The sequence below is a fragment of the Pseudophaeobacter sp. 1A16562 genome, from assembly GCF_041008785.1.
GTDB classification, from domain to species: domain Bacteria; phylum Pseudomonadota; class Alphaproteobacteria; order Rhodobacterales; family Rhodobacteraceae; genus Phycobacter; species Phycobacter gallaeciensis_A.
In genome coordinates this window covers 13,588-33,905 of the sequence record NZ_JAXGFT010000002.1, presented here as the reverse complement: position 1 = coordinate 33,905, position 20,318 = coordinate 13,588, and the positions used below count along the sequence as shown (strand labels likewise).

24 protein-coding genes are annotated in these 20,318 nt (G+C 62.0%); 7 read left to right on the top strand and 17 right to left on the bottom strand.

Features of this window, described 5'->3' with window-relative positions; all coding sequences use genetic code 11:
- Positions 1-133: 133 nt before the first annotated feature.
- Positions 134-799 carry a YiaD family glycine zipper/OmpA-like lipoprotein gene (locus SM764_RS02515; RefSeq protein WP_065271359.1) on the bottom strand — a complete coding sequence of 222 codons (666 nt, stop codon included), beginning with the start codon at positions 797-799 and terminating at the stop codon, positions 134-136.
- A 138-nt stretch (positions 800-937) separates the two neighbouring features.
- On the bottom strand, positions 938-1,843 hold the full coding sequence (locus tag SM764_RS02510) for a methylated-DNA--[protein]-cysteine S-methyltransferase (protein WP_368947891.1): 906 nt from the start codon (positions 1,841-1,843) through the stop codon (positions 938-940).
- Between the two features lie 187 nt (positions 1,844-2,030).
- Between SM764_RS02510 and nth the strand changes: the two genes are divergently transcribed.
- Together nth and SM764_RS02500 are read left to right on the top strand one after the other, a co-directional pair.
- The gene (gene nth, locus SM764_RS02505) at positions 2,031-2,675 is read left to right on the top strand and encodes an endonuclease III (RefSeq protein ID WP_065271361.1); all 645 of its coding nucleotides are present in this window, start codon (positions 2,031-2,033) and stop codon (positions 2,673-2,675) included.
- A complete protein-coding gene (locus tag SM764_RS02500; RefSeq protein ID WP_065271362.1) occupies positions 2,672-3,661 on the top strand; it encodes an adenosine kinase in 990 nt (329 codons plus the stop codon). Before nth ends, SM764_RS02500 begins: the two co-directional genes overlap by 4 nt.
- A 110-nt stretch (positions 3,662-3,771) precedes the next feature.
- On the opposite strand, the gene SM764_RS02495 is transcribed toward SM764_RS02500, so the two are convergent.
- Positions 3,772-4,260 (bottom strand): MarR family winged helix-turn-helix transcriptional regulator, encoded by a 489-nt coding sequence (locus SM764_RS02495; RefSeq protein WP_274834924.1) that lies wholly within the window; start codon positions 4,258-4,260, stop codon positions 3,772-3,774.
- 83 nt (positions 4,261-4,343) lie between these two features.
- On the opposite strand from SM764_RS02495, the gene SM764_RS02490 reads away from it, so the two are divergent.
- Positions 4,344-5,216: an EamA family transporter gene (locus tag SM764_RS02490; RefSeq protein WP_369000934.1), complete on the top strand. Its 873-nt coding sequence runs from the start codon at positions 4,344-4,346 to the stop codon at positions 5,214-5,216.
- Between the two features lie 9 nt (positions 5,217-5,225).
- On the opposite strand, the gene SM764_RS02485 is transcribed toward SM764_RS02490, so the two are convergent.
- Together SM764_RS02485 and SM764_RS02480 are read right to left on the bottom strand one after the other, a co-directional pair.
- A complete protein-coding gene (locus SM764_RS02485) occupies positions 5,226-5,747 on the bottom strand; it encodes a hypothetical protein (RefSeq protein ID WP_369000933.1) in 522 nt (173 codons plus the stop codon).
- A gap of 1 nt (position 5,748) precedes the next feature.
- On the bottom strand, positions 5,749-6,231 hold the full coding sequence (locus SM764_RS02480) for an RNA pyrophosphohydrolase (protein WP_368947890.1): 483 nt from the start codon (positions 6,229-6,231) through the stop codon (positions 5,749-5,751).
- Positions 6,232-6,364: 133 nt separating this feature from the next.
- Here SM764_RS02480 and SM764_RS02475 point away from each other — a divergent pair, with 133 nt between their 5' ends.
- The gene (locus tag SM764_RS02475) at positions 6,365-8,392 is read left to right on the top strand and encodes an FAD-dependent oxidoreductase (RefSeq protein ID WP_369000932.1); all 2,028 of its coding nucleotides are present in this window, start codon (positions 6,365-6,367) and stop codon (positions 8,390-8,392) included.
- 250 nt (positions 8,393-8,642) lie between these two features.
- Here SM764_RS02475 and SM764_RS02470 read toward each other — a convergent pair whose 3' ends face one another.
- Entirely contained in the window at positions 8,643-8,987 is a 345-nt protein-coding gene (locus tag SM764_RS02470) for an antibiotic biosynthesis monooxygenase family protein (protein ID WP_065271367.1), read from the bottom strand.
- On the bottom strand, positions 8,984-9,307 hold the full coding sequence (locus tag SM764_RS02465; RefSeq protein ID WP_274832630.1) for an NIPSNAP family protein: 324 nt from the start codon (positions 9,305-9,307) through the stop codon (positions 8,984-8,986). The genes SM764_RS02470 and SM764_RS02465 overlap by 4 nt, the downstream gene beginning before the upstream one ends.
- A gap of 245 nt (positions 9,308-9,552) precedes the next feature.
- Here SM764_RS02465 and SM764_RS02460 point away from each other — a divergent pair, with 245 nt between their 5' ends.
- Complete coding sequence (locus tag SM764_RS02460; protein ID WP_065271369.1) at positions 9,553-10,458, top strand: LysR family transcriptional regulator; 906 nt, start codon at positions 9,553-9,555, stop codon at positions 10,456-10,458.
- Positions 10,459-10,542: 84 nt separating this feature from the next.
- Here SM764_RS02460 and SM764_RS02455 read toward each other — a convergent pair whose 3' ends face one another.
- From SM764_RS02455 to SM764_RS02430, 6 genes are all read right to left on the bottom strand, one after another.
- Positions 10,543-10,971, bottom strand: coding sequence for a glyoxalase superfamily protein (locus SM764_RS02455; protein WP_347509385.1), 429 nt, complete (start codon positions 10,969-10,971; stop codon positions 10,543-10,545).
- Positions 10,968-12,359, bottom strand: a complete 1,392-nt coding sequence (locus SM764_RS02450) for an MATE family efflux transporter (protein ID WP_369000931.1) — start codon at positions 12,357-12,359, stop codon at positions 10,968-10,970. The genes SM764_RS02455 and SM764_RS02450 overlap by 4 nt, the downstream gene beginning before the upstream one ends.
- A gap of 219 nt (positions 12,360-12,578) precedes the next feature.
- The gene (locus SM764_RS02445) at positions 12,579-13,541 is read right to left on the bottom strand and encodes an OmpA family protein (RefSeq protein ID WP_369000930.1); all 963 of its coding nucleotides are present in this window, start codon (positions 13,539-13,541) and stop codon (positions 12,579-12,581) included.
- A gap of 20 nt (positions 13,542-13,561) precedes the next feature.
- Positions 13,562-14,134: a peroxidase-related enzyme gene (locus tag SM764_RS02440; protein WP_065271372.1), complete on the bottom strand. Its 573-nt coding sequence runs from the start codon at positions 14,132-14,134 to the stop codon at positions 13,562-13,564.
- Between the two features lie 18 nt (positions 14,135-14,152).
- The gene (locus SM764_RS02435) at positions 14,153-14,869 is read right to left on the bottom strand and encodes a GNAT family N-acetyltransferase (protein WP_369000929.1); all 717 of its coding nucleotides are present in this window, start codon (positions 14,867-14,869) and stop codon (positions 14,153-14,155) included.
- Complete coding sequence (locus SM764_RS02430) at positions 14,866-15,588, bottom strand: competence/damage-inducible protein A (protein WP_369000928.1); 723 nt, start codon at positions 15,586-15,588, stop codon at positions 14,866-14,868. The genes SM764_RS02435 and SM764_RS02430 overlap by 4 nt, the downstream gene beginning before the upstream one ends.
- A gap of 49 nt (positions 15,589-15,637) precedes the next feature.
- Here SM764_RS02430 and sfsA point away from each other — a divergent pair, with 49 nt between their 5' ends.
- Positions 15,638-16,342, top strand: coding sequence for a DNA/RNA nuclease SfsA (gene sfsA / locus SM764_RS02425; RefSeq protein ID WP_368947882.1), 705 nt, complete (start codon positions 15,638-15,640; stop codon positions 16,340-16,342).
- 20 nt (positions 16,343-16,362) lie between these two features.
- Here the strand turns inward: sfsA and SM764_RS02420 are convergent, their stop codons facing one another.
- A complete protein-coding gene (locus SM764_RS02420; RefSeq protein ID WP_274832622.1) occupies positions 16,363-16,734 on the bottom strand; it encodes a VOC family protein in 372 nt (123 codons plus the stop codon).
- A 213-nt stretch (positions 16,735-16,947) separates the two neighbouring features.
- Here SM764_RS02420 and map point away from each other — a divergent pair, with 213 nt between their 5' ends.
- Entirely contained in the window at positions 16,948-17,757 is an 810-nt protein-coding gene (map, locus tag SM764_RS02415; protein WP_369000927.1) for a type I methionyl aminopeptidase, read from the top strand.
- Here the strand turns inward: map and SM764_RS02410 are convergent, their stop codons facing one another.
- The 3 genes from SM764_RS02410 to SM764_RS02400 all read right to left on the bottom strand — a co-directional run bounded on the left by SM764_RS02410 (position 17,758) and on the right by SM764_RS02400 (position 20,293).
- Positions 17,758-18,423, bottom strand: a complete 666-nt coding sequence (locus SM764_RS02410; RefSeq protein ID WP_369000926.1) for an HAD family hydrolase — start codon at positions 18,421-18,423, stop codon at positions 17,758-17,760.
- Positions 18,424-18,524: 101 nt separating this feature from the next.
- Positions 18,525-19,085 (bottom strand): 16S rRNA (guanine(966)-N(2))-methyltransferase RsmD, encoded by a 561-nt coding sequence (gene rsmD / locus SM764_RS02405; protein WP_369000925.1) that lies wholly within the window; start codon positions 19,083-19,085, stop codon positions 18,525-18,527.
- Positions 19,082-20,293, bottom strand: a complete 1,212-nt coding sequence (locus tag SM764_RS02400; protein ID WP_369000924.1) for an NAD(P)/FAD-dependent oxidoreductase — start codon at positions 20,291-20,293, stop codon at positions 19,082-19,084. Before SM764_RS02400 ends, rsmD begins: the two co-directional genes overlap by 4 nt.
- Between the last annotated feature and the right edge of the window lie 25 nt (positions 20,294-20,318).

Genomic DNA, 20,318 nt, shown 5'->3' with positions numbered 1-20,318 from the left:
AAGCAAAGACCGGGATGCCTCATACCCGAATGACCGCGCAAGTGTTGTGCATCAACTGGCAAAGCCCGCGCCCGGGGGCGCGGAAATGCACAGCCAGCGCGCGTCCTGGCGCAGATCACCCGGCCTGCCAGGTTCAGCCGCCGGTGGGGATGACGACGATTTCCACCCGCCGGTTCTGCGCCTTGCCAGCTTCGGTCAGATTGCTGGCCACGGGCTGCTCTTCGCCGCGCCCGATGGTGCGGATCCGGTTGTAGGGCACACCGCCCGCCTGGATCTGATCGGCCACGGCATTGGCGCGACGCTCGGACAGGCCCTGATTATAGGCCGCATCGCCGTCACTGTCAGTATGGCCGATAACCTGCACGGTACTGTTGGGATAGCGCACCAGACTGTCCGCCACTTTCAACAGGTCAGAACGAACCGACGGGCTGATTGCGGAACTGTCGGTGGCAAAGGTCAGATCATTGGGCAGCGATACCACCAGCCTGTCGCCGGTGTTAACGATCGAGATGCCGTCGCTCGAAATCGACTGACGCAACTCGGCTTCCTGCTTGTCCAGTTGGCTGCCGATCAGCCCGCCCGCAATCGCCCCAACCGCGGCGCCGCCCAGAACGGCGCCCGTCTTGTTGCTGGAATTCGAGAGGGCACCGATACCCGCACCCAGAATGCCGCCTGCAATCAGGCCCTGCTTTTCCTTGCTGGGCGTACCATCGCTGTTCAGCAGCGCCGGATCGGTGCAGGCGCCAAGGCCCAGCGCAACCGTCACTGCCGCAACCGTCGAGAATTTCAAAATCGTCATTTTGCCAACCTTCTTGCCTGTTTTGCGCGCCTCTGTCCGGGCTTGGCTCGTCCTTGCCCGGCGAGGTCTCACGCACCGCTGATTTTATTTGATTATATCATCGCTGCGGCGCTGCTGCTCAAGCGCGGAGTGCAAAACCTAGGCGGTTTGCCGCCCAGTTTCTTCGGCTTCGCCTGTCACAGCCGGAAAGTCCGCTTCTTTCTCCGGCGCGCTGTCATCACGCGCGGCCTCAAAAGCCAGCATCGCGCGTTTTACCGGCACTCCCCAGTGATAGCCACCGATATCGCCGCCCTTGCGCAGGACCCGGTGGCAGGGAATGAGCCAGCTCATAGGGTTCTTGCCCACAGCCGTCCCCACGGCCCGCACCGCGCGTGGGTTATCAATGGCACGGGCGAGTTCGGAGTATGTGGTGACATGGCCCGACGGGATCCGCAGTAGCGCCTCCCAGACCTTGATCTGCAGCGGCGCGCCCATCATGTGCAGCGCAGCCTCGCCTTTTTGGGCAAAGATCGCCTCGGCCAAGGGGCGCAGCATCATCGAGTCTTCGACATAATCGGCATTTGGCCAGCGCGCGCGCATATCGGCCAGGGTCGGCTCAGCCCCGGTTTCGGCCGCAAAAGCGAGACCACAGATCCCCTTCTCGGTGCCCATGACAAGCGCCAAACCGAATGGACTGTCGAACCACCCCCAACGGATTGTCAGCCCCGCGCCTTTGCGGGCGTATTCACCGGGGCTCATCGCCTCCCAGCGCAGGAACAGATCGTGCAGCCGCCCGGAGCCGGACAGCCCCACCGCGTGGGCCGTTTCAAGGGTTGAAAACCGCTCTTGCAGCAGGCTCTTGGCGTGGCCCAGCCGCAGATACTGCTGATAGCGTTTGGGCGAAACACCAACCCAGGCCGAAAACACCCGCTGAAAATGCGCCGGGCTCATGTTCATGTGGGCGGCCAGCTCTGCAAGACCCAGGTCCTCTCCGCCTGCATCGATCAGCTCAATGGCCCGGCCAATGACGCCATAGTGATAGCTCTGTTCACCCGCTTCGCGCATCTTTCCCTGTTCTCCTGCAAAGGGTCCAGCAACACAGTAGAGCGGACACCGGCGACCGGCGACCCGGAATTTGCGCATTGCGGGGGCCCGAGCGATCTGTTGCAAGCACAACAGCGCCTGCGGCACGATGAAACCATTGGAGTTTTTTCATTTGCGCCCTTCGCCGCAGACCGGCAAAAGGAGCAGCATGGCCAAGCAACTCGACTATCATACACTGCGCGAAATCTTTTCGCGTTTTCAGGCCGCCGAGCCGGAACCCAAGGGCGAACTGGATCACGTCAACGCCTATACGCTGGTGGTGGCCGTCGCCCTGTCGGCGCAGGCGACGGATGCAGGCGTCAACAAGGCAACGCATGAGCTGTTCAAGATCGCCGATACGCCGCAAAAGATGCTCGACCTCGGCGAAGAGGGGCTGATCGAACATATCAAGACGATCGGTCTTTACCGCAACAAGGCCAAGAACGTCATCAAGATGGCCCGCATTCTGGTCGACGACTACGGCGGCGAGGTGCCCAATTCCCGCGCCGCATTGCAATCCCTGCCCGGTGTCGGCCGTAAGACCGCCAATGTGGTTCTGAACATGTGGTGGCATTACCCGGCACAGGCAGTGGATACGCATATCTTTCGGGTCGGCAACCGCTCGGGCATCTGCCCGGGCAAGGATGTGGACGCGGTCGAACGCGCCATCGAAGACAATATTCCGGTCGATTTCCAGCAGCATGCCCATCACTGGCTGATCCTGCACGGCCGCTATCACTGCAAGGCACGCAAGCCGATGTGCGGCACCTGCATCATCCGCGACCTGTGCCAATATGAGGACAAGAATCTATGAAGACCTATCAGATTGTCGGCATCGGCAATGCCGTCGTCGATGTGATCAGCCAATGCGATGACAGCTTTCTCGATCACATGGGGATCGAGAAAGGCATCATGCAGTTGATCGAACGGGATCGCGGCGAAGTGCTTTATGGTGCGATGGAAGGCCGCGTGCAAACCCCCGGTGGCTCGGTCGCCAATACCATTGCCGGTGCAGGTGCGCTTGGCATCGATGCGGCCTTTATCGGGCGCGTGCATGACGATGCTCTGGGCCGGTTCTACGCCGATGCGATGAACGAAGATGGCGTCGATTTCGTCAACCCGCCGGTCCCGGGTGGCGAGCTGCCGACATCGCGCTCGATGATCTTTGTCTCCCCGGACGGTGAGCGATCGATGAACACCTATCTTGGCATCTCCTCCGAACTCAGCTCTGCAGATGTGCCGAACGAGGTGGCCGGTCAGACCCAGATCATGTTCCTTGAGGGCTATCTCTTTGACAAGGACAAGGGCAAGACCGCCTTCATGGAAGCTGCGCGCGATTGCCGCAAAGGCGGCGGCAAGCCCGGCATCGCCATCTCAGACCCCTTCTGCGTCGAACGCCACCGCGCCGATTTCCTGTCGCTGATCGAGAATGAACTGGAATTCGTGATCGGCAACGAAGCCGAAATCCGCTCGCTGTTTGAAACCGAAGATCTGGAGGAGGCCCTGGCCAAGACCGCCGCAATCTGTCCGCTGGTGGTCTGCACCCGCTCCGGCGACGGGGTTTCGGTGATTGCGGGCGAGACCCGCATCGATGTTCCGGTCACCAAGGTCGTGCCCGTCGATGCTACCGGTGCTGGCGATCAGTTCGCGGCCGGGTTCCTCTTCGGTCTGGCAACGGGCCGCGATCTGGAGACCTGCGCCAAGATCGGCAACATCTGCGCCGCCGAGGTGATCAGCCATATCGGCCCGCGTCCCGAAAAGGACATGCGCGCGGTGCTGCAGGCCGAAGGGCTGCTCTAAGTCACAGAGCCAAATCCGTGGGCGGGAAAACTCCCGCCCATCGAATATGCCCCAAGGGGCACTCCCTTTCGTCGGGCGTAGAACGCAAGGGCATTAGCCCGCGCAGGGCCTCAATCGCTTCCGGCCGAGATCAATGCCTTGGACAGCAAGCCTTTGAACTGGTCCAGCTCCTCTGCCTTCAGACCTTTAAGCAGCCCCGACTGGGTGGCCACATGCGCCTCCAGGGCCTCGTCGATCAGCGCACCGCCCTTTTCGGTCAAGGCAATCAGGAAACTGCGGCTGTCCGCCGGGTTCACCTTGCGGCGCACCAGCCCGTCTGCCTCCAGCCGGTCAATCCGGTTGGTCATCGTGCCCGAAGCCACCATCGTCGCCTTCAAGAGATCCCCCGGAGACAATTCATGTGGCGCGCCCGCCCGGCGCAGCGTCGCCAGCACGTCGAATTTGGCGGCGTTGAGACCAAAACGTTGAAACGTCTTCTGCATCTCTGCCTGATAGGCCAAATAGAGGCGTCCCACCCGGCCGATTATTCCCATGGCGGACACATCAAGGTCCGGCCGCTCCCGTTCCCATTGCTGGGTGACAAAATCCACATGATCCATCTTTCCTGTTTTGCGGAGAGACATCTTGACGTCAAGATTAAATATTGTTACTTCGATGTCGAGATAATTTTGGAGAAGACCCCATGCTGTCCCGCGACCTCTTTCTGACCGCGCTGGCCCCTGCCATTTGGGGCAGCAGCTATATTGTGACGACCAACCTCTTGCCCGGTCATTCACCCTTTGTCGTGGCGCTACTACGCGCCTTGCCGGCGGGGCTGTTGCTGCTCCTCTTCGTGCGCAGGCTGCCACCGCTCAACTGGGTGCCAAAGCTCATGGTGCTTGGCGCTCTGAATTTCTCTCTGTTCTGGAGCTTCCTGTTTCTCTCCGCCTACCGCCTGCCCGGCGGGGTGGCTGCGACCCTGGGCGCGATACAGCCGCTGGTCGTGGTCTTCCTGTCGGCGCTGGTTCTGCAATCGCCCATCAGGCCTGCGTCGCTCTTGGCGGCGGCGCTCAGCATCGCAGGGGTTGCCCTGCTGGTGCTGACCCCGGCGGCAAAGCTGGACATGATCGGAGTTCTGGCAGGCCTTGCTGGCGCCCTGTCTATGGCGGCCGGGGTTGTGCTGACCCGCAAATGGCAGCCGCCGGTGCCGCCCCTGACCTTTACCGCCTGGCAGCTGACTGCAGGGGGTATCCTGCTGATGCCCGTCACACTTTTGGCAGTGCCCGAGGTGCCGGTCTTCACCGCAGAGAATATCCTGGGCCTTGCCTATATGAGCCTGATCGGCGGCGCGCTGACCTATATTCTGTGGTTCCGGGGCTTGTCGCGCATCGAACCCTCAGCCGTATCGCTTCTGGGGGTACTCAGCCCGCTGACGGCTGTCATCCTGGGCTGGCTCTGGATGCAGGAAACCTTCAGCATCTACCAGCTGACCGGCGCCATCTTTGCCCTGTTCAGCGTCTGGCTGGGTCAGGCTGCAGCCAAACCGGCACGCCCGCGCCCCGCGCCTGCGGAGTGACCCCGTCTGCTACTGCGGCGCCAGAGGCACACAGGCCTTGCCGCGGTGGCAGTCCAGCACCTGCTTGCGAAAGCTGTGCACATCGCCGCCAAAGGCAAAGCTGCCGCAGGGATCGAAACGGACGATCAGGTCCCTGCCCCGCTGTTCGGCAAAAATCAGGTACTCGACACCGGATTTGGCCTTGCCGCACCACGGCCCCATGCATTGCACCTCGATCACCACATCGGCGCGCACGGCTTGATCGAAATCCCGTGCCCCCAGAAGGTCCCCGTTGAAACTTCCGCGAAACTGGGTGACCGGCGGGGCCGCATTGGGGTTTCCGGCAGGCGGTCGTGGCAGGCGACGTTCATCAAAAGACAGGCGCCCCTGCAGGATTGCGTAGGAGCGGTTGGAATTCGCCGCCGCAAGATAGGCGTCCGGAACGCCCCAAGCCACACAACTGAGCGCGGAAGCAGAGGTGGCAGCGCCGAGCGCCACACAGGATACAAACAACGACGCCGCCCGGCGAACCAGCTTGGGAAGTCGTACCATTCTATAAGTACCTTTCGAATTCCTCGACCACCCGCGCATAGACCTCGCGCTTGAAGGGGACGATCTTCTCCACCAGATGCTCTACCGGCTGCCAGCACCAGGCGGAAAATTCCGGATGTTCGGTGTCGATTCTGACCTGATCGTCACTGCCCAGAAACCGCATCAGGTACCATTTCTGCTCTTGCCCGCGATAACGCCCACCCCAGAAGCTGGGCACCACGTCATGTGGCAGATCATATGGCAGCCAGCCTTCCGATTCGGCGATGATCTCGACCAGAGAGGGCAGAACGCCGGTTTCTTCCTCCAGCTCCCGCAGCGCCGCGGTGCGCGGGTCCTCACCCTCGTCGATCCCGCCCTGCGGCATCTGCCAGGCATCCTTGTAGCGGTCTGCGCGCTGTCCGACAAAGACCGCCCCTTCGGTGTTTATCATCATAACGCCGACGTTGCGGCGGTAGGGCAGCTTGGCGATGTCTTCCGGTGTCATAGGCATTCCCTGGGTCTGTTCCCGGCGATTAGACCTGCTGCCGCCGGGGCACGCAAGGGGGTGACGCCGCGTTGACAGGTGACAAACGCCCGCCGTGGCGCGATCCTGCCCGGCAAACGATAGGGAGAGTGTCATGACTGCGTACCCAAACCTTCTGGCGCCGCTGGATCTTGGCTTTACCACGCTGAAAAACCGCGTGCTGATGGGGTCCATGCATACGGGCCTTGAGGAGACCCGCGACTGGAACCGGGTGGCGGAATTCTACGCCGAACGCGCAAGGGGCGGCGTTGCCCTGATGGTGACCGGCGGCATCGGCCCCAACCTCGAAGGCTCGGTCCTGCCCGGGGCCGCGATGATGACCACCGAAGAGGACGTGAAGAACCACAGCATTGTCACGGACCGCGTGCACACGGCAGGCGGCAAGATCGCCATGCAAATCCTGCACGCCGGGCGCTATGCCTATGGGCCAAAATGCGTGGCGCCCAGCGCCATCAAATCGCCGATCTCCCCCTTCCCGCCGACCGAGCTGGACGAGGACGGGATCGAGAAACAGGTCTCGGACATCGTGAATGCAGCCCGGCTGGCAAAAGAGGCTGGCTATGACGGGGTCGAGATCATGGGCTCCGAAGGGTATTTCCTGAACCAGTTCCTGGTCACCCATACCAACAAACGCACCGACCGCTGGGGCGGATCTTATGAAAACCGCATGCGCCTGCCGATCGAGGTGGTGCGCCGCACCCGCGCGGCCGTCGGCAGCGATTTCATCATCATCTACCGCCTGTCGATGATCGATCTGGTGCCCGATGGCTCGACCCATGATGAAGTGGTGCAGCTGGCGCAGGAGATTGAGCAGGCGGGCGCTACGATCATCAACACTGGCATCGGCTGGCACGAGGCCCGCATCCCTACCATCGCAACATCGGTGCCGCGCGCCGCCTTTGCCTGGGTCACCAAGAAACTGATGGGCAAGGTCTCCATCCCCGTCATCACCTCGAACCGGATCAACACGCCCGAGGTCGCCGAAGACGTCTTGGAAACCGGCTGCGCCGATATGGTCTCGATGGCCCGCCCGCTGCTGGCGGATGCGCATTTCGTGGCCAAGGCCGAGGCCGGGCAAGCCAGCCATATCGCGCCCTGCATCGCCTGCAATCAGGCCTGTCTGGATCACACGTTCGGGGGCAAGCTGACCTCCTGTCTGGTGAACCCGCAGGCCTGCCACGAGATCGAACTGGTGATCGAAAAGGCGGCTACGCCCAAAACTGTCGCCATCGTGGGCGCTGGTCCTGCGGGCCTCTCTACCGCCCTCACCGCTGCTGAGCGCGGACACAAGGTGACGCTGTTTGACAAGGCGGATGAGATCGGCGGCCAGCTCAACATGGCCAAGCAGGTGCCCGGTAAGGAAGAATTCTGGGGACTGGTAGACTGGTACCGCAGCATGGTGGCCGATGCGGACATCACGCTGGAACTGGGCCGCGAGGCCCAAGCCGAGGATCTGAGCGGATTTGACGAGGTGGTGATCGCAACCGGCGTCATCCCGCGCGATCCGGGTATTCCCGGGCAGGACCGCGACAACGTGCTGAGCTATATCGATGTGCTGCGGGGCAAGGCCCCGGTGGGTGCGCGCGTCGCAGTGATCGGCGCGGGCGGCATCGGTTTTGACGTCTCCGAATACCTGCTACACGAAGGAACAAGCCCGACCACAGATCTGCCGCTTTGGATGAAGGAATGGGGCGTCACCGATCCGGCCGAACACCGCTCCGGCCTTGCCCCCGAAGGGCCGCAGCCCGAGGCACCGGCCCGCCACGTCACCCTGCTGCAGCGCAAAGCGGAGCGTCATGGCAAAAGGCTCGGCAAGACAACCGGCTGGATCCACCGCGCCGCGCTGAAGATGAAGGAGGTCGAATTCGTCGGCGGCGTGAATTACGAGCGGATCGACGATGCGGGCCTGCACGTCAGCTTTGGCGAGGCGCGGGAAAACCCAACTGTGATCCCGGCCGACACCATCGTGCTTTGCGCGGGTCAGCTTTCGGAACGCTCCCTGGCCGATGCGCTAGAGGCGAAAGGCATCACCGCCCATGTGATCGGTGGCGCCGATGTCGCAGCGGAACTGGATGCCAAACGCGCGATCAATCAAGGCACCCGCCTCGCCGCCACCCTCTGACGGGTCCGGCAGACCGCGATCAGCAGCGGCGCTCTCCCGCATCCGCTGGCAGCCCGATTGCACCGCCCCACTTGGCGGCCCTGGGCGTGGCACCGCGCGATGCGCGGTGCCACGCCCAACGGGAGCTGGTCTTTTTCAAAAGATCAGACGACGAGCGGGAGAAACGCGCCTCTCCTTGCTATGATGGCTCGCCTCTCCAAGCCTCAAGCGGATCGGAAATCCTGCCCTACAGGCGCATTCTACGGCCTGTTCAGCCGTGCACCTCGAGGCTGTCTTCAGGCGCCTGATCGCGCTCTTCCATACCATAGTCCCGGATCACCCCGGCCACACGCAGGCGATACCCGGCAAAGAGATTGTCCCGCCCCTGTTTCTGTGCGCCCCGATGTTCAGACAGTGCGCGCCAGCGCGCCACCGCCTCTTCATCCTCCCAGAAGGACAGCGACAGCAGCTTTTCGGGGTTCGTCAGGCTCTGAAACCGTTCGACCGAGATGAACCCCTCCATATCCTCCAGCAGATCCCGCATCCGGGCTGCGACCTGCAGATAAGGCTCTTTCTTACCCGCTGCCGGTGTGACTTCGAAAATTACCGCGATCATGCGCTGTCTCCATGTGGTTCAGAAACCCGTTTGAGCCACGTCCTGTCCTCGCGGACAAGGAATTTCTCCCGCTGGGCAAATGCGTAGTTCTCCCGTCCCAGAGGATCCTCTGCCAGACGGGCGCGGTAGTTTTCATAGGCGGCAAGACTGTCCACGTTATAGATCCCGTAGGCCAGCGTTGACGATCCTTCGTGCGGCGCGAAATATCCGATCAGGTCAGCGCCACAGCGCGGGATCGCCTGCCCCCAATTGCGGGCGTATTGCGCAAAGTTATCGCGCTGGGTGGGATCGATGTGATAACGGATGACGCAGGTCAGCATAGGAAACTCCTCTTGAGATCGTGATTGGATGGCAGGGATTTACCGCCCCCTGCCCGGCAAAGGCTTCGGTGCGGAGCGAAGCATCGCCTCTTGTCCAGCCCCCGGCCCCTCCCGCGCCTCAGGATTTCGTTTCGCAAGCGTAAACGATGCAGTAAAAACCCCGCAATTATCCCAAGCTCGCCCCGTTCTTGCCCGAATTGCCCGTCAAAACCTGAGGTCAGACAACAGGACGAGGACGGGCAACGATGGATCGACTGACCGAAATGGAGGCCTTCGCAAATGTTGTGGACCAGGGCGGGTTCACCGATGCGGCGCGCAAGATGGGGATCTCCAAATCCGCTGTCTCCAAACACGTCTCCAGCCTCGAAGCCCGGCTTGGCGCACGTCTTCTGAACCGCACAACCCGGCGGGTATCGCCGACCGAAATCGGGCTGGCCTATTACGACCGGGCGCGGCGCGTCCTGAATGACGCAGGCGAAGCCGATGCGCTGGTGACCTCGATGCAATCCGCGCCCTCGGGCCTGCTGCGGATCTCCGTTGCCACCGATTTCGGCGTCAATCACCTGTCGCCGGTCCTGTCCGAATTCCTGCGCGATTTCCCCGAGATCACCGTCAACATGGTGCTGAACAACCGCTATGTCGAACTGATCTCGGAAGGTTTTGATATGGCGCTACGGATCGGCGAGCTGGAAGACAGCTCGCTCAGAGCCCGCAAGCTGACCGAAACTACCAAACGTATGATCGCCTCGCCCGCCTATCTGGAGCAATACGGGCGGCCGCAAAAGATCGACGATCTGAACACCCACAAGCTACTGCATTATTCCAACCAGTCGAGTGGCAATGTCTGGAAGATCACCGCCCCTTCTGGCGAGAAACGTCAGGTTCGCACGACCGGCTGGCTGTCGGTGAACGACGGACAATCGCTTCTGAATGCGGCCATCTCCGGCCTCGGCATCGCCTACCTGCCCAGCTATCTCTACTCGGAAGCCATGTCAGAAGGGTTGATCGAAGACGTGATGCCCAACCTGCCGGTCGAAACTCTGGGCATCTATGCCGTCTACCCGCCTGGGAAATTCACCCAGCCCAAGGTGCGCGCCTTCATTGATTTCCTTGTCCATGCCTTTGCCGACCGCGACCCGGTGAAGTGGTGACTGGCCCCTGAAACACACGACCCTCCCTCGTGAAACTGCCCCCCGCACACTGCGGGGGGCTTTTTTTGTCTTGGGAACAAGGTCTCAGATCTCGATCACCAGATGCGGCGTCCCGTCCGAGGTCCGCTCCCGCGAGGTGCCCGAGGGGCCGACTGTGCCCCGGATTCGTTTACGGAAGTTCGAGAAACTGTCGAATGTGACCACGTCGACCGCCTCGTCCAGATCCAGTTCCAGCCGAAACCAGCCGGGCCGCAGCATTTCGACGGCCAGAACCGTTGCCGCAAAGGGCTGCGACAGATAGGTCCCCTCAATCCGCCCGCCAGGGGTAAATCCCTCTGGCGGCCGGTTGCCCATCGCGGCGTGAAAGGTATTCCAGTCGCGAAACCCATGCTGACGTGCCACCAGCTCAAGGCTCTGACTGTGGCTGATCTCGCGCCCTTCAGCCTCCAGCCCCATGCGCAGACGTTTGGCCTGTGCTTTGGCCTCAACCAGTGTCGGTAGTGTTGCGCTCATGACCGCGCCTCCTCGGTTGTCGTGAATACGCCCCAGCTGAGCCGGGTGCTGCGCGCCCGAGTCCACAGGACCCAGACCGCCAAAAGCAGCAGCAGAACCTCAGACGATGGCCCCGCCCACCATATCGCCATTTCACCAAACCACAGCGGCAAGGCAAAGGTCAGTGGAATGGCAAAGGCAAAGGGCTTTGACAGGCTCAGCACAGCAGCGCGTCGCGCGTCACCGATGGCCTGGAAATGGGCCGCCAGCATCATCAGAGGCCCCGACAGGACAAACAAGGCCAGCATTACCGGCATGATAACGGCCACCTTTGCCACCACGGCAGGGTCGGTCACAAAGGCCGCTGCGATCTGCGGCGCAAACAGGCTGAACACCGCCTGCACAGACAGGCAGAACCCCAGTGCCACCAGAACAGCGATCTGCAGACTGGTATCACTGCGCTGCCACAGCCCCGCGCCACAGTTGTTGCCGGTGATCGTCTGCATCGCTTGCGACACCCCCAAGAGCGGCAGGAAGGCAAAGGTGACGACCCGCGTCACGATCCCATAGGCTGTGACCGTAACCTCGTAGTCCAGACTGCCCACCATCTGCAAAGCCGTCAGGATCGCCGAGGAGCCAAGCGCAATACCAATAAAGCCAAGGCTTTGCGGAGCGCCCAGCGCCAGAATGCGCCCGCTGCCCTGTAGGATCACGTTGCGCAGCACCATAACCGGATGCAGCAGGGTGCCACGGCTGTGACGATAGACAAGGATCACGCCCAGCGCCAACAGCTGCGCCTCGACCGTGCCATAGGCCGAACCGGCAACGCCAAGATCCAGCACCGCGATCATCAGGTAGTTGAAACCGATATTGCCTATCGACACCAACAGGCTCATCGCCGCCATCATGCCCACATGCCCCTCGTTGCGCAGGGCGTCAGAATTGACTGCCAGCACAAAGGTCAGCGGCGTGGCAAAGATCAGGATGCCAAGATAGCTGGCCGACAATTCAGCAAGCGCGCTGTCGCCGCCGGTGGCCAGCCAGATCAGCTGCCCACCAAAGCCGAGGTAAAGCAGGATCAGTATGCCCCCCACGACTAGGGCAAGCCAATGCGCAGCGGCATAGATACGCTCGGCCTCATCAAAGCGGGAGCCGCCAAGGTGGCGGGCCAGAAGGCTCGACATGCCGGCAGAGACCAGCGTGGCGCAGGCCACGATCAGCATGTAAAACGGAAACACCACGGTGACCGCCGCCAGCGCCTGCGGGCCGACGAAATGCCCCAGAAACAGGGCATCGGCGACCGTCAGAAGGCCGTTCATGCTCATGACGAATATGATGGGTATCGCGGTTTTCGCGAAAATGACCGGCAATCGCCCGGTCAGAAATGTATTGGGAGTCGGATCTTGCATCGCTCTGAAGCCCTCATGCGTCGATCTCGCTCAATGGATGGGACCCGCGTTACCACCCGCGCGAGACGCGGAGAAGGTGACAGAAACAATAGCAATAAACAGAACTTCACCTCGACGAGTACACGTCTGCGGGGGGCGGGCGTCTGCGGCCTGCTCTTGGGGTAGAGCAGGCTTTTGCGCTGGTCAAGCCCTTTTCCGGTGGCCAGTGATGGCCCTGCCTCAGGGTTTTTGCCGTGGCAACAGCACCGCCTCGACCCGGCGGTTTGCCTCCCGTCCTTCGGCCGTGAGGTTCGATGCGACCGGCACCAGATAGCCGACACCGGCCACCTCAATCCGGGTTTCATCCACCCCGGACTTCTCCACAAGATGGGTCTTCACGGCCTCGGCCCGGCGCCGCGACAGGTCGGTATTGTCCTGCAACCCGCCAACCGTATCGGTGTGACCAACCACAACCACGGAATAGTCTGGAAATTCGGCTAGGAATTCGGCAAGTGCTTTCAGGCTATCATAATTTTCGCGGCCCAGCGCCACATCTCCGGTCCCGAAATCAAGCCCCGGCAGGATCGCCCGGCCTTGCTCCAGCAATGCCTGCGCCAGATCGGTAGGGTTGCCATCTGGCAGGCTTTCGGCACCCGCTCCGGCAGCTTCTGCCGTCTCGGCCTGCCCTGCCGGAATGGATGGGGCCAGTTCCAGCGCCGCGGCTTCGGGCGGTGAGACCTCGATGATCTGAAGATAGGCCGAGGTGCCACTGCGCGAGGCCAGCAGAGTTACGGCGCTCGCCCCCTTCACGGCGGACAGGAAGTGATAATCGCCAATGCTGACAGCCATATCCGGGGCCGGAACCACCTCGATACCGAATCGGAAATCAAAGCCGCCGCACTGACGCGCCTCGCATTGAAAGAGCAGCTCGTATCCTGTCTCCTGCAACTGCTCCCGCAAGGGCGCCAGAACCTGCAAAACGGTCGCCTCGCCCCGGATCCGATAGGTGCGGCGCAAAATCCGCCCTTCGATCGCGCGGGACGGCACCCCATCGGCGCCCACAGGGCCGGTTGGCAAGGCATAGGTGCCCAGCGGGGTTTCCCGCAGCGCCAGCGCCTGGGCGCCGACCGGTAAGGACATTTCAGCCCGGGCCAAAGGCGCCGAGACAAAAAGCGCGGCCCCGGCAAACAGGGCCGCCGCCAATGATATGAAAAACCGCCCAATCACCGGTACTGGGCGTGGTAATCGTCGTTCGGGACCATAGCGGTGCCGCTGGCCACCCGGTTTGTCATGTTGAAGAAGGCTGCCACATTGGCAATGTCCCAGATGTCACGATCGCTGAAACCAACATCACGCAGGGCCTGCCGGTCGGCCTCTTCGACCTCGGCGCTGGCGCGGGTCAGTTGCAGGGCAAAATCAAGCATCGCCCGCTGCCGCGCGTCCAGCGGCGCGACCCGGTAGTTCATTACCAGCATCTCGCCCAGCTTCGGATCGCCCGACAGCTGCCGCACCGCCGCGCCATGTGCCGCAAGGCAGTAGAAACAACGGTTGTAGGAAGACACCACCACCGCGATCATCTCCCGCTCCAGCTTGCTCAGGTTGCTGTCGCCGAGCATCAGATCGTTATAGAGCGCGGTGAATGTGTTCAGCTTTTCGATGTCAAAGGCATGCGCCCGCAGCACATTGGGCACCATGCCCAGCTTGTCCTGGCAGATATCGAAATACTTCTGCGTCGCAGGCGGCAGCGGATCCACCTGCGGCAGGTCAAGCGCTGTTGGGTTTTGCTGATCGGTCATGGTCTTCTTTCTCCTCCCTCAAGGTTTGTGCCTGTAGTGGTACTGCCCGCTGCAGGTCATTCCAAGTGAGGCATAAAGACCATTTGCCCCGGCGTTCGCCTTGGTACAGACCAGCGCCAACTCGCGCGCGCCCTGTTCAGCCGCCCAAAAGGCCGCCTGCCGCACCATCCAGGCGCCCATCCCCTTGCGCCGCTGATGCGGCAGGATTTCCAGCGCGTGCACCATGGCAACCCCATCGTGGATAGCCACGAACCCCGCCCCGGCGGGTTTGTCGTTGAACCGCCCAAGCAGCGCCGTCTTCGGCCCCGGTGCGCGCTCCATCACCGCCATACGCCCCGGCCCGATGCCACCCGCGATCCAGATCTCACGCTGGATTTCCAGCGGCTCCCAAACGCAGAAGGTGGTGACCCGCGGGATCGGCACATCGGTCAGCTTTGCCGGGGGGCAGGTCCAGATATTGACCGGATCCTTGATCTCATACTCCAGCGCCGCCAACTGCGCATCCAGCACATCATCGTCATCGCGGATCATGAACAGGGGCTCCTGCCCCATGGCGCGCATGGCCTCTTCGGCAGCGGCAATCTGATCCTTATTGACCGGACCATTGGTGGTGGCCGCCGATACCCGGCTGCCGCCACCCTGCCCTTCGCGCAGGGTGATTGGGCCAAGATCGCGTTTTGAGGCCGCTGGCCAGGTGCCATCAACCACAGCGTAATACAGGGGATCGGTGCTCACAGGTCCAGCTCCCGTGCAAGGCGCGTGACCGCCGCGTCGACGCGGGCGCCATCGGCGCCGCGCACAACCACATTGGCCCCGAAAGCCCCGTCCTTCTGAAACGGGTAGCAGCCGATCGACAGATCAGAGAAATCCGCTGCAAGCGCCGAAAGATTGCCTGCGATCTCGCCCTCGCCGCGCATCACGCGCAGCGTCTGCGACAACAGCGGGTTGCCGCCGGTCAGGGTGGGCAGGACGCTGGCCACCATCGCCTCGAACACAGACGGGACCCCGGCCATCACATGCACGTTCTTGAGCGTAAAGCCCGGCGCCGCCGACACCGGATTGTCGATCAGCGCAGCGCCATCCGGGATTCGGGCCATGCGCAGGCGTGCTTCGTTCAGCTCGGTTCCCGATTTGTCGTAATGGGCCTGCAGGATCGCGCGGGCGTCATCCCGGACATCCAGATGCGCGCCAAATGCCTTGGCGATGCAATCGGCGGTGATGTCATCATGGGTTGGCCCGATACCGCCGCTGGTGAAGACATGGTCATGGGTTTCTGACAGCGCGGTGACACCTGCGATAATCGCCACCTCGTCGTCGCTGATCATGCGAACTTCGCGCAGGTCGATGCCGTGTTTGGTCAACTCTCCGGCCAGAAAATGCATGTTCGAATCGCGCGTGCGCCCCGACAGGATTTCGTCCCCGATAACCAGCATTGCAGCGGTTGGATTGCCCATGGCGCCTCTCCTCTTGATCCGGTGTTAAGGCAGGTATAGGCCCAAGAACATGCGCTTTGGAACCCCTCTGATCCCCGCCCGGCTGATCCGCCGCTACAAACGTTTCCTTGCCGACTGTCGGCTGGAGGATGGACGCGAGATCACTGCCCATTGCGCCAACCCCGGATCGATGATGGGGCTGGCTGAACCTGGGATGAAAATCTGGCTGGAGCCGAACGACGATCCAAAGAAGAAACTGAAATACGGCTGGCGCCTGGTCGATCACGAAAACGGCCATTTCACCGGCGTCGACACATCGGTTCCGAACCGCGCATTGAAAGCCGCGCTGGAGGCCCGCGAGATTGCCGAGCTTGCCGCCTATGAAACCGTGCGGGCCGAGGTGAAATACGGCGAGAAGAGCCGCATCGATTTCCTACTGAGCCAGCCAGGTCTGCCCGATTGCTATGTCGAGGTGAAAAGCGTGACGCTTTCGCGTCAGCCAGGTCTGGCGGAGTTCCCCGACAGCGTTACCGCGCGAGGCACCAAACATCTGGGGGAGCTGGCCAATATGGTGGCCGAAGGGCACCGGGCGGTGATGCTCTACCTCGTGCAGCGCACCGATTGCGACCACTTCCAATTGGCGGCGGATATCGACCCGGCCTACGCCGCGGCCTTTGATGACGCGCAGGCAACCGGGGTCGAACGGCTGGTCTGCACCACGCGGATTTCGCCCGATGGCGTGTGGGTGGAGGCAGCCAAAAGGCTGCCCTCCTGAGAAATTGCAAAGGGCTGGGCTCAGCCCATGACGTAAAAGCAGAGCTTGTTGCCGTCCGGATCGCGCACATAGGCACCATAGAAGAAGTCCGGCACACGCTCGCCCGGTTCGCCTTCGTCGGTGGCGCCAAGGCTGATCGCCTTGTCATACATCACCTGCACGTTGTCCTTATCCCCGGCCGGAAAGGCCAGCATGCCGCCGTTGCCGCTGGTGCAGACATCGCCGTTATGCGGGGTGCAGACGGCCAGCATCGGCGCCGTACGGTCCTTGCCGATAAAGGCGATGCGGCCTGCGTCCATCAGGACTTTGGCGCCTTCAGCCGCGAAGAGTTCAGTGTAGAAATTTTTGGCGTTCTCCATATCCGAGACACCAATCGTGACATAGCCGATCATTATGTTTTCCTGTCGTTGATTTCAGATTCGGTCGCACGCTCGGGGAAAGCTGTGGCGTATTCAAATCACGAAACCGGCACCTGCAGGTCCGCCCCTGCCTGCCTGATATGCAGGGGATGCAGCGGCCTTGTAGTCACTGCACCGCCCCCTCTGGCCCTTTTGGCCAAGACCGCTTACATAGCAAGACAACAACACCCGAGGGAGCTCTGCCCGATGAGATCGAAAGACGGCCGCACAACCAAGGACGGCATCCGCATCCACGAACCCGCCGATTTTGCAGGCATGCACACGGCAGGCGCTCTGGCCGCACGCATTCTGGATGATATTGCCCCCCATGTCTTTCCCGGCCAGACCACTGGCGAAATTGACCGCATCATCACCCAGATGGTCGAGGATGCAGGCGCGAAATCCGCCACCGTCGGCTACAAGGGCTATCAGCACGCCAGCTGCATTTCGGTGAACCACGTGGTCTGCCACGGCATTCCCGGTGACAAGAAGCTCAAGGACGGCGATATCCTCAACATCGATGTGACGGTGATCGTCGATGGCTGGTTTGGCGACACCAGCCGCATGTATGTGGCAGGCAAGCTGTCCCGCAAGGCCGAGCGGCTGATCCAGGTCACCCATGACGCCCTGATAAAGGGGATCGAAGCGGTGAAACCCGGAAACACCTTTGGCGATATCGGTCACACCATTCAGGCCTATGTAGAAGCCCAGCGCATGAGCGTGGTGCGCGATTTCTGCGGTCACGGTCTGGGACAGGTGTTTCACGCGCCGCCGAACGTGCTGCACTATGGCCGTCCCGGCACCGGTCCGGTTCTAGAGGAAGGCATGTTCTTCACCATCGAACCCATGGTGAACCTGGGCCGCGCCGAGACCAAGATCCTCGCCGATGAATGGACCGCCGTCACCCGCGACAAATCGCTGTCAGCACAGTTCGAACATTCGATCGGGGTTACCGCGGATGGGTTCGATATCTTCACCCTGTCGCCTGCGGGCAAGTTCCACCCGACCTACGGCTGATCAGGTCAGCCCAATCAGGGCTGGCACCTCCTGCATGCCGGTAAACACCTCTGCCCCCTGATCAGCCAGCGCCGCGCCCTGCCCGTGCGGCGCAAAGCCAAGGCAGCGCATCCCGGCCCGGGATGCGGCCTGCGCACCGGTCGCACTGTCCTCGATCACCAGACAGGAGCGCGCCTCTACCCCGAAATGGCTGGCCGCGGCCAGAAACAACCCTGGTTCCGGTTTCGCAACGCCCAGCGCATGGGCCGAGAACATCGCTTGCGGATGGAACCGCTCCCACAGCCCGTTCTGTCCGAGCGTGATGCGCATCTTCTCTTCGCTGCCGTTGGAGGCAACGCAAGTGGGAATGCTATGCTGATCGAGCCGCGCCAATAGATCCAGGATCCCCGGCACCAGCCCAACGCCTGCACGCAGCCGCGCATAGGTTTCGGCGTAGATTTCCTCGACCCAGTCCTGTGGCAGATCCGCGCCAAGCTTTCGCGCCTTGTCCATCACCCCCATCATGGTGCCGCCGACAAAATGCCCCATGGCCTCTGGCAGGGTCAGCGACAGGCCGTGGCGCGCCAAATTGTCCACCATGGCCTGGTTGGACACGGTTTCGCTGTCCACCAGCACCCCGTCGCAGTCAAAGATCACCAATTGCGGCGTGGGAAATGTCTTGGGCATCTGAGGCTCCTTCAATGCAACCTGAACAAATACCGCCAAGGGCTATTGCCTGAACCGTCACATAGCAAATCTAACGCAGGCCATTTCCTGCCCACCCCATTTCAACCTGAAACACTTCGCCACATCAGGGAGATATGGGTATCGCCGTATTTGCGGCTGTCCTGCGCCTCATACCCCTCGGGCGGCGTCATCGGAGCATTTTCCTCCCAGACGATCAGGGCGCCAGGCGCGATCCAGCCGCCAGCATCGGCTACGGCAAGCGCCTTTTGCCCCAGATCCTTGCCATAGGGCGGATCGAGGAAGATCACGTCATAGGGGGCATCGGGGTTCTGCCCCAGCTTCAGGGCGCTGCGGCGGATCAGGGCCGTGCGATCCTCGGCCCGGCAAATACCGACATTCTTGCGGATCAGCCCCTGCGCCACGCGTCCGTCATCGACAAATGTGACCAAAGCCGCGCCGCGCGACAGCGCCTCAAGCCCCAGCGCGCCAGTTCCGGCAAAGAGATCCAGCACCCGGGCGCCACCGATGGCACCGGTGTGCATCAGCACGTTGAACAGGCTTTCGCGCACCCGGTCGGTCGTCGGGCGCAAATGTGCGCCCGCATCGCCCTTGCCCACGGCCGCCAGCGCGCGACCGCGAAACTCACCCGCGATGACCCTCATGCCCGCAGCAGCGGTTTCAAGTCTGCTTCAGGATCGGCGACTACGGATTTGTCAGCCGTCTTGCCCGCATCGATCAGCCGTTTGCCGACCATATAGGCGCGCGGATCGTTCATCGCGTCGACCGCCACCAGTTGATCGCCCTTGTAATACCAGAAGGACACGCTTTGCCCCTCGCCCTGACGGGTGACCACGTTGTCATAGCCGCTGTTGAGGCCCGCGATCTGCAATTTCACATCATATTGGTCGGACCAGAACCAAGGTTGTGCCACGTAATCCTTGCCTGCGCCCAGCATGTTCTGCGCCACGATTTCGGACTGATCGATGGCATTGGGCACGCTTTCCAGCCGGATACGTTCCCCCTTGTAGGGGAACGAGGCGCAATCGCCCGCCGCCCAGATCGAAGGGTCCGAGGTCCGCCCCTGCGCATCGACCCGGATGCCGTTTTCAATCGTCAGCCCGGCCTGCTCGGCCAGGGTGGTCGCCGGGGCGATACCGACACCAACCACCACGAAATCCACGTCCAGCGTGCTACCATCGCCCAGAACCGCCCGCGCGACCTTTCCGTCTTCGCCTTCCAGCCGCTCCAGCCCCGTGCCTTCGCGGATGTCGACACCGTGCCCCTTGTGCAGGGCGCGGAAATAATCGGAGGTCTCGGGCGCTGCCACCCGTTGCAGGATGCGATCTGCCATCTCGACCAGGGTCACCGACAAGCCACGCTTGGCGCAGACCGCTGCGGCCTCCAGCCCGATATAGCCACCACCCACGATCAGCACCCGCTTGCCTGTCGTCACATGCGGCGCCATGGCATCCACATCGGACAAGCCACGGACAACGAATACCCCATCAAGATCGCCGCCGATGGCAGCCGGAAGGCGACGCGGATCGGAACCGGTGGTCAGAGCCAGTTGATCATAGGTGATCACCTCATCCCCAAGGCTGACCGTCTTTGCCGCCGGATCAATCCCTGTGACGGTGGCGCCCAGTTTCAGGGTGATGTCATTGTCGGCGTAAAAACTCTCGGGGCGCAGGAACAGGCGCTCTTTCTCCATCTCACCCAGCAGGTAGGCCTTGGACAGGGGTGGCCGCTGGTAAGGCAGCGCGGTTTCGGCTCCGATCAGGGTGATGTCACCGTCAAATCCATCTTTGCGCAATTTGGCCACAAGAGAAGATCCCGCCTGCCCTGCTCCGATTACCACGATGTGGCTCATGTCCCCTCTTGCCTCCTGCGCATGT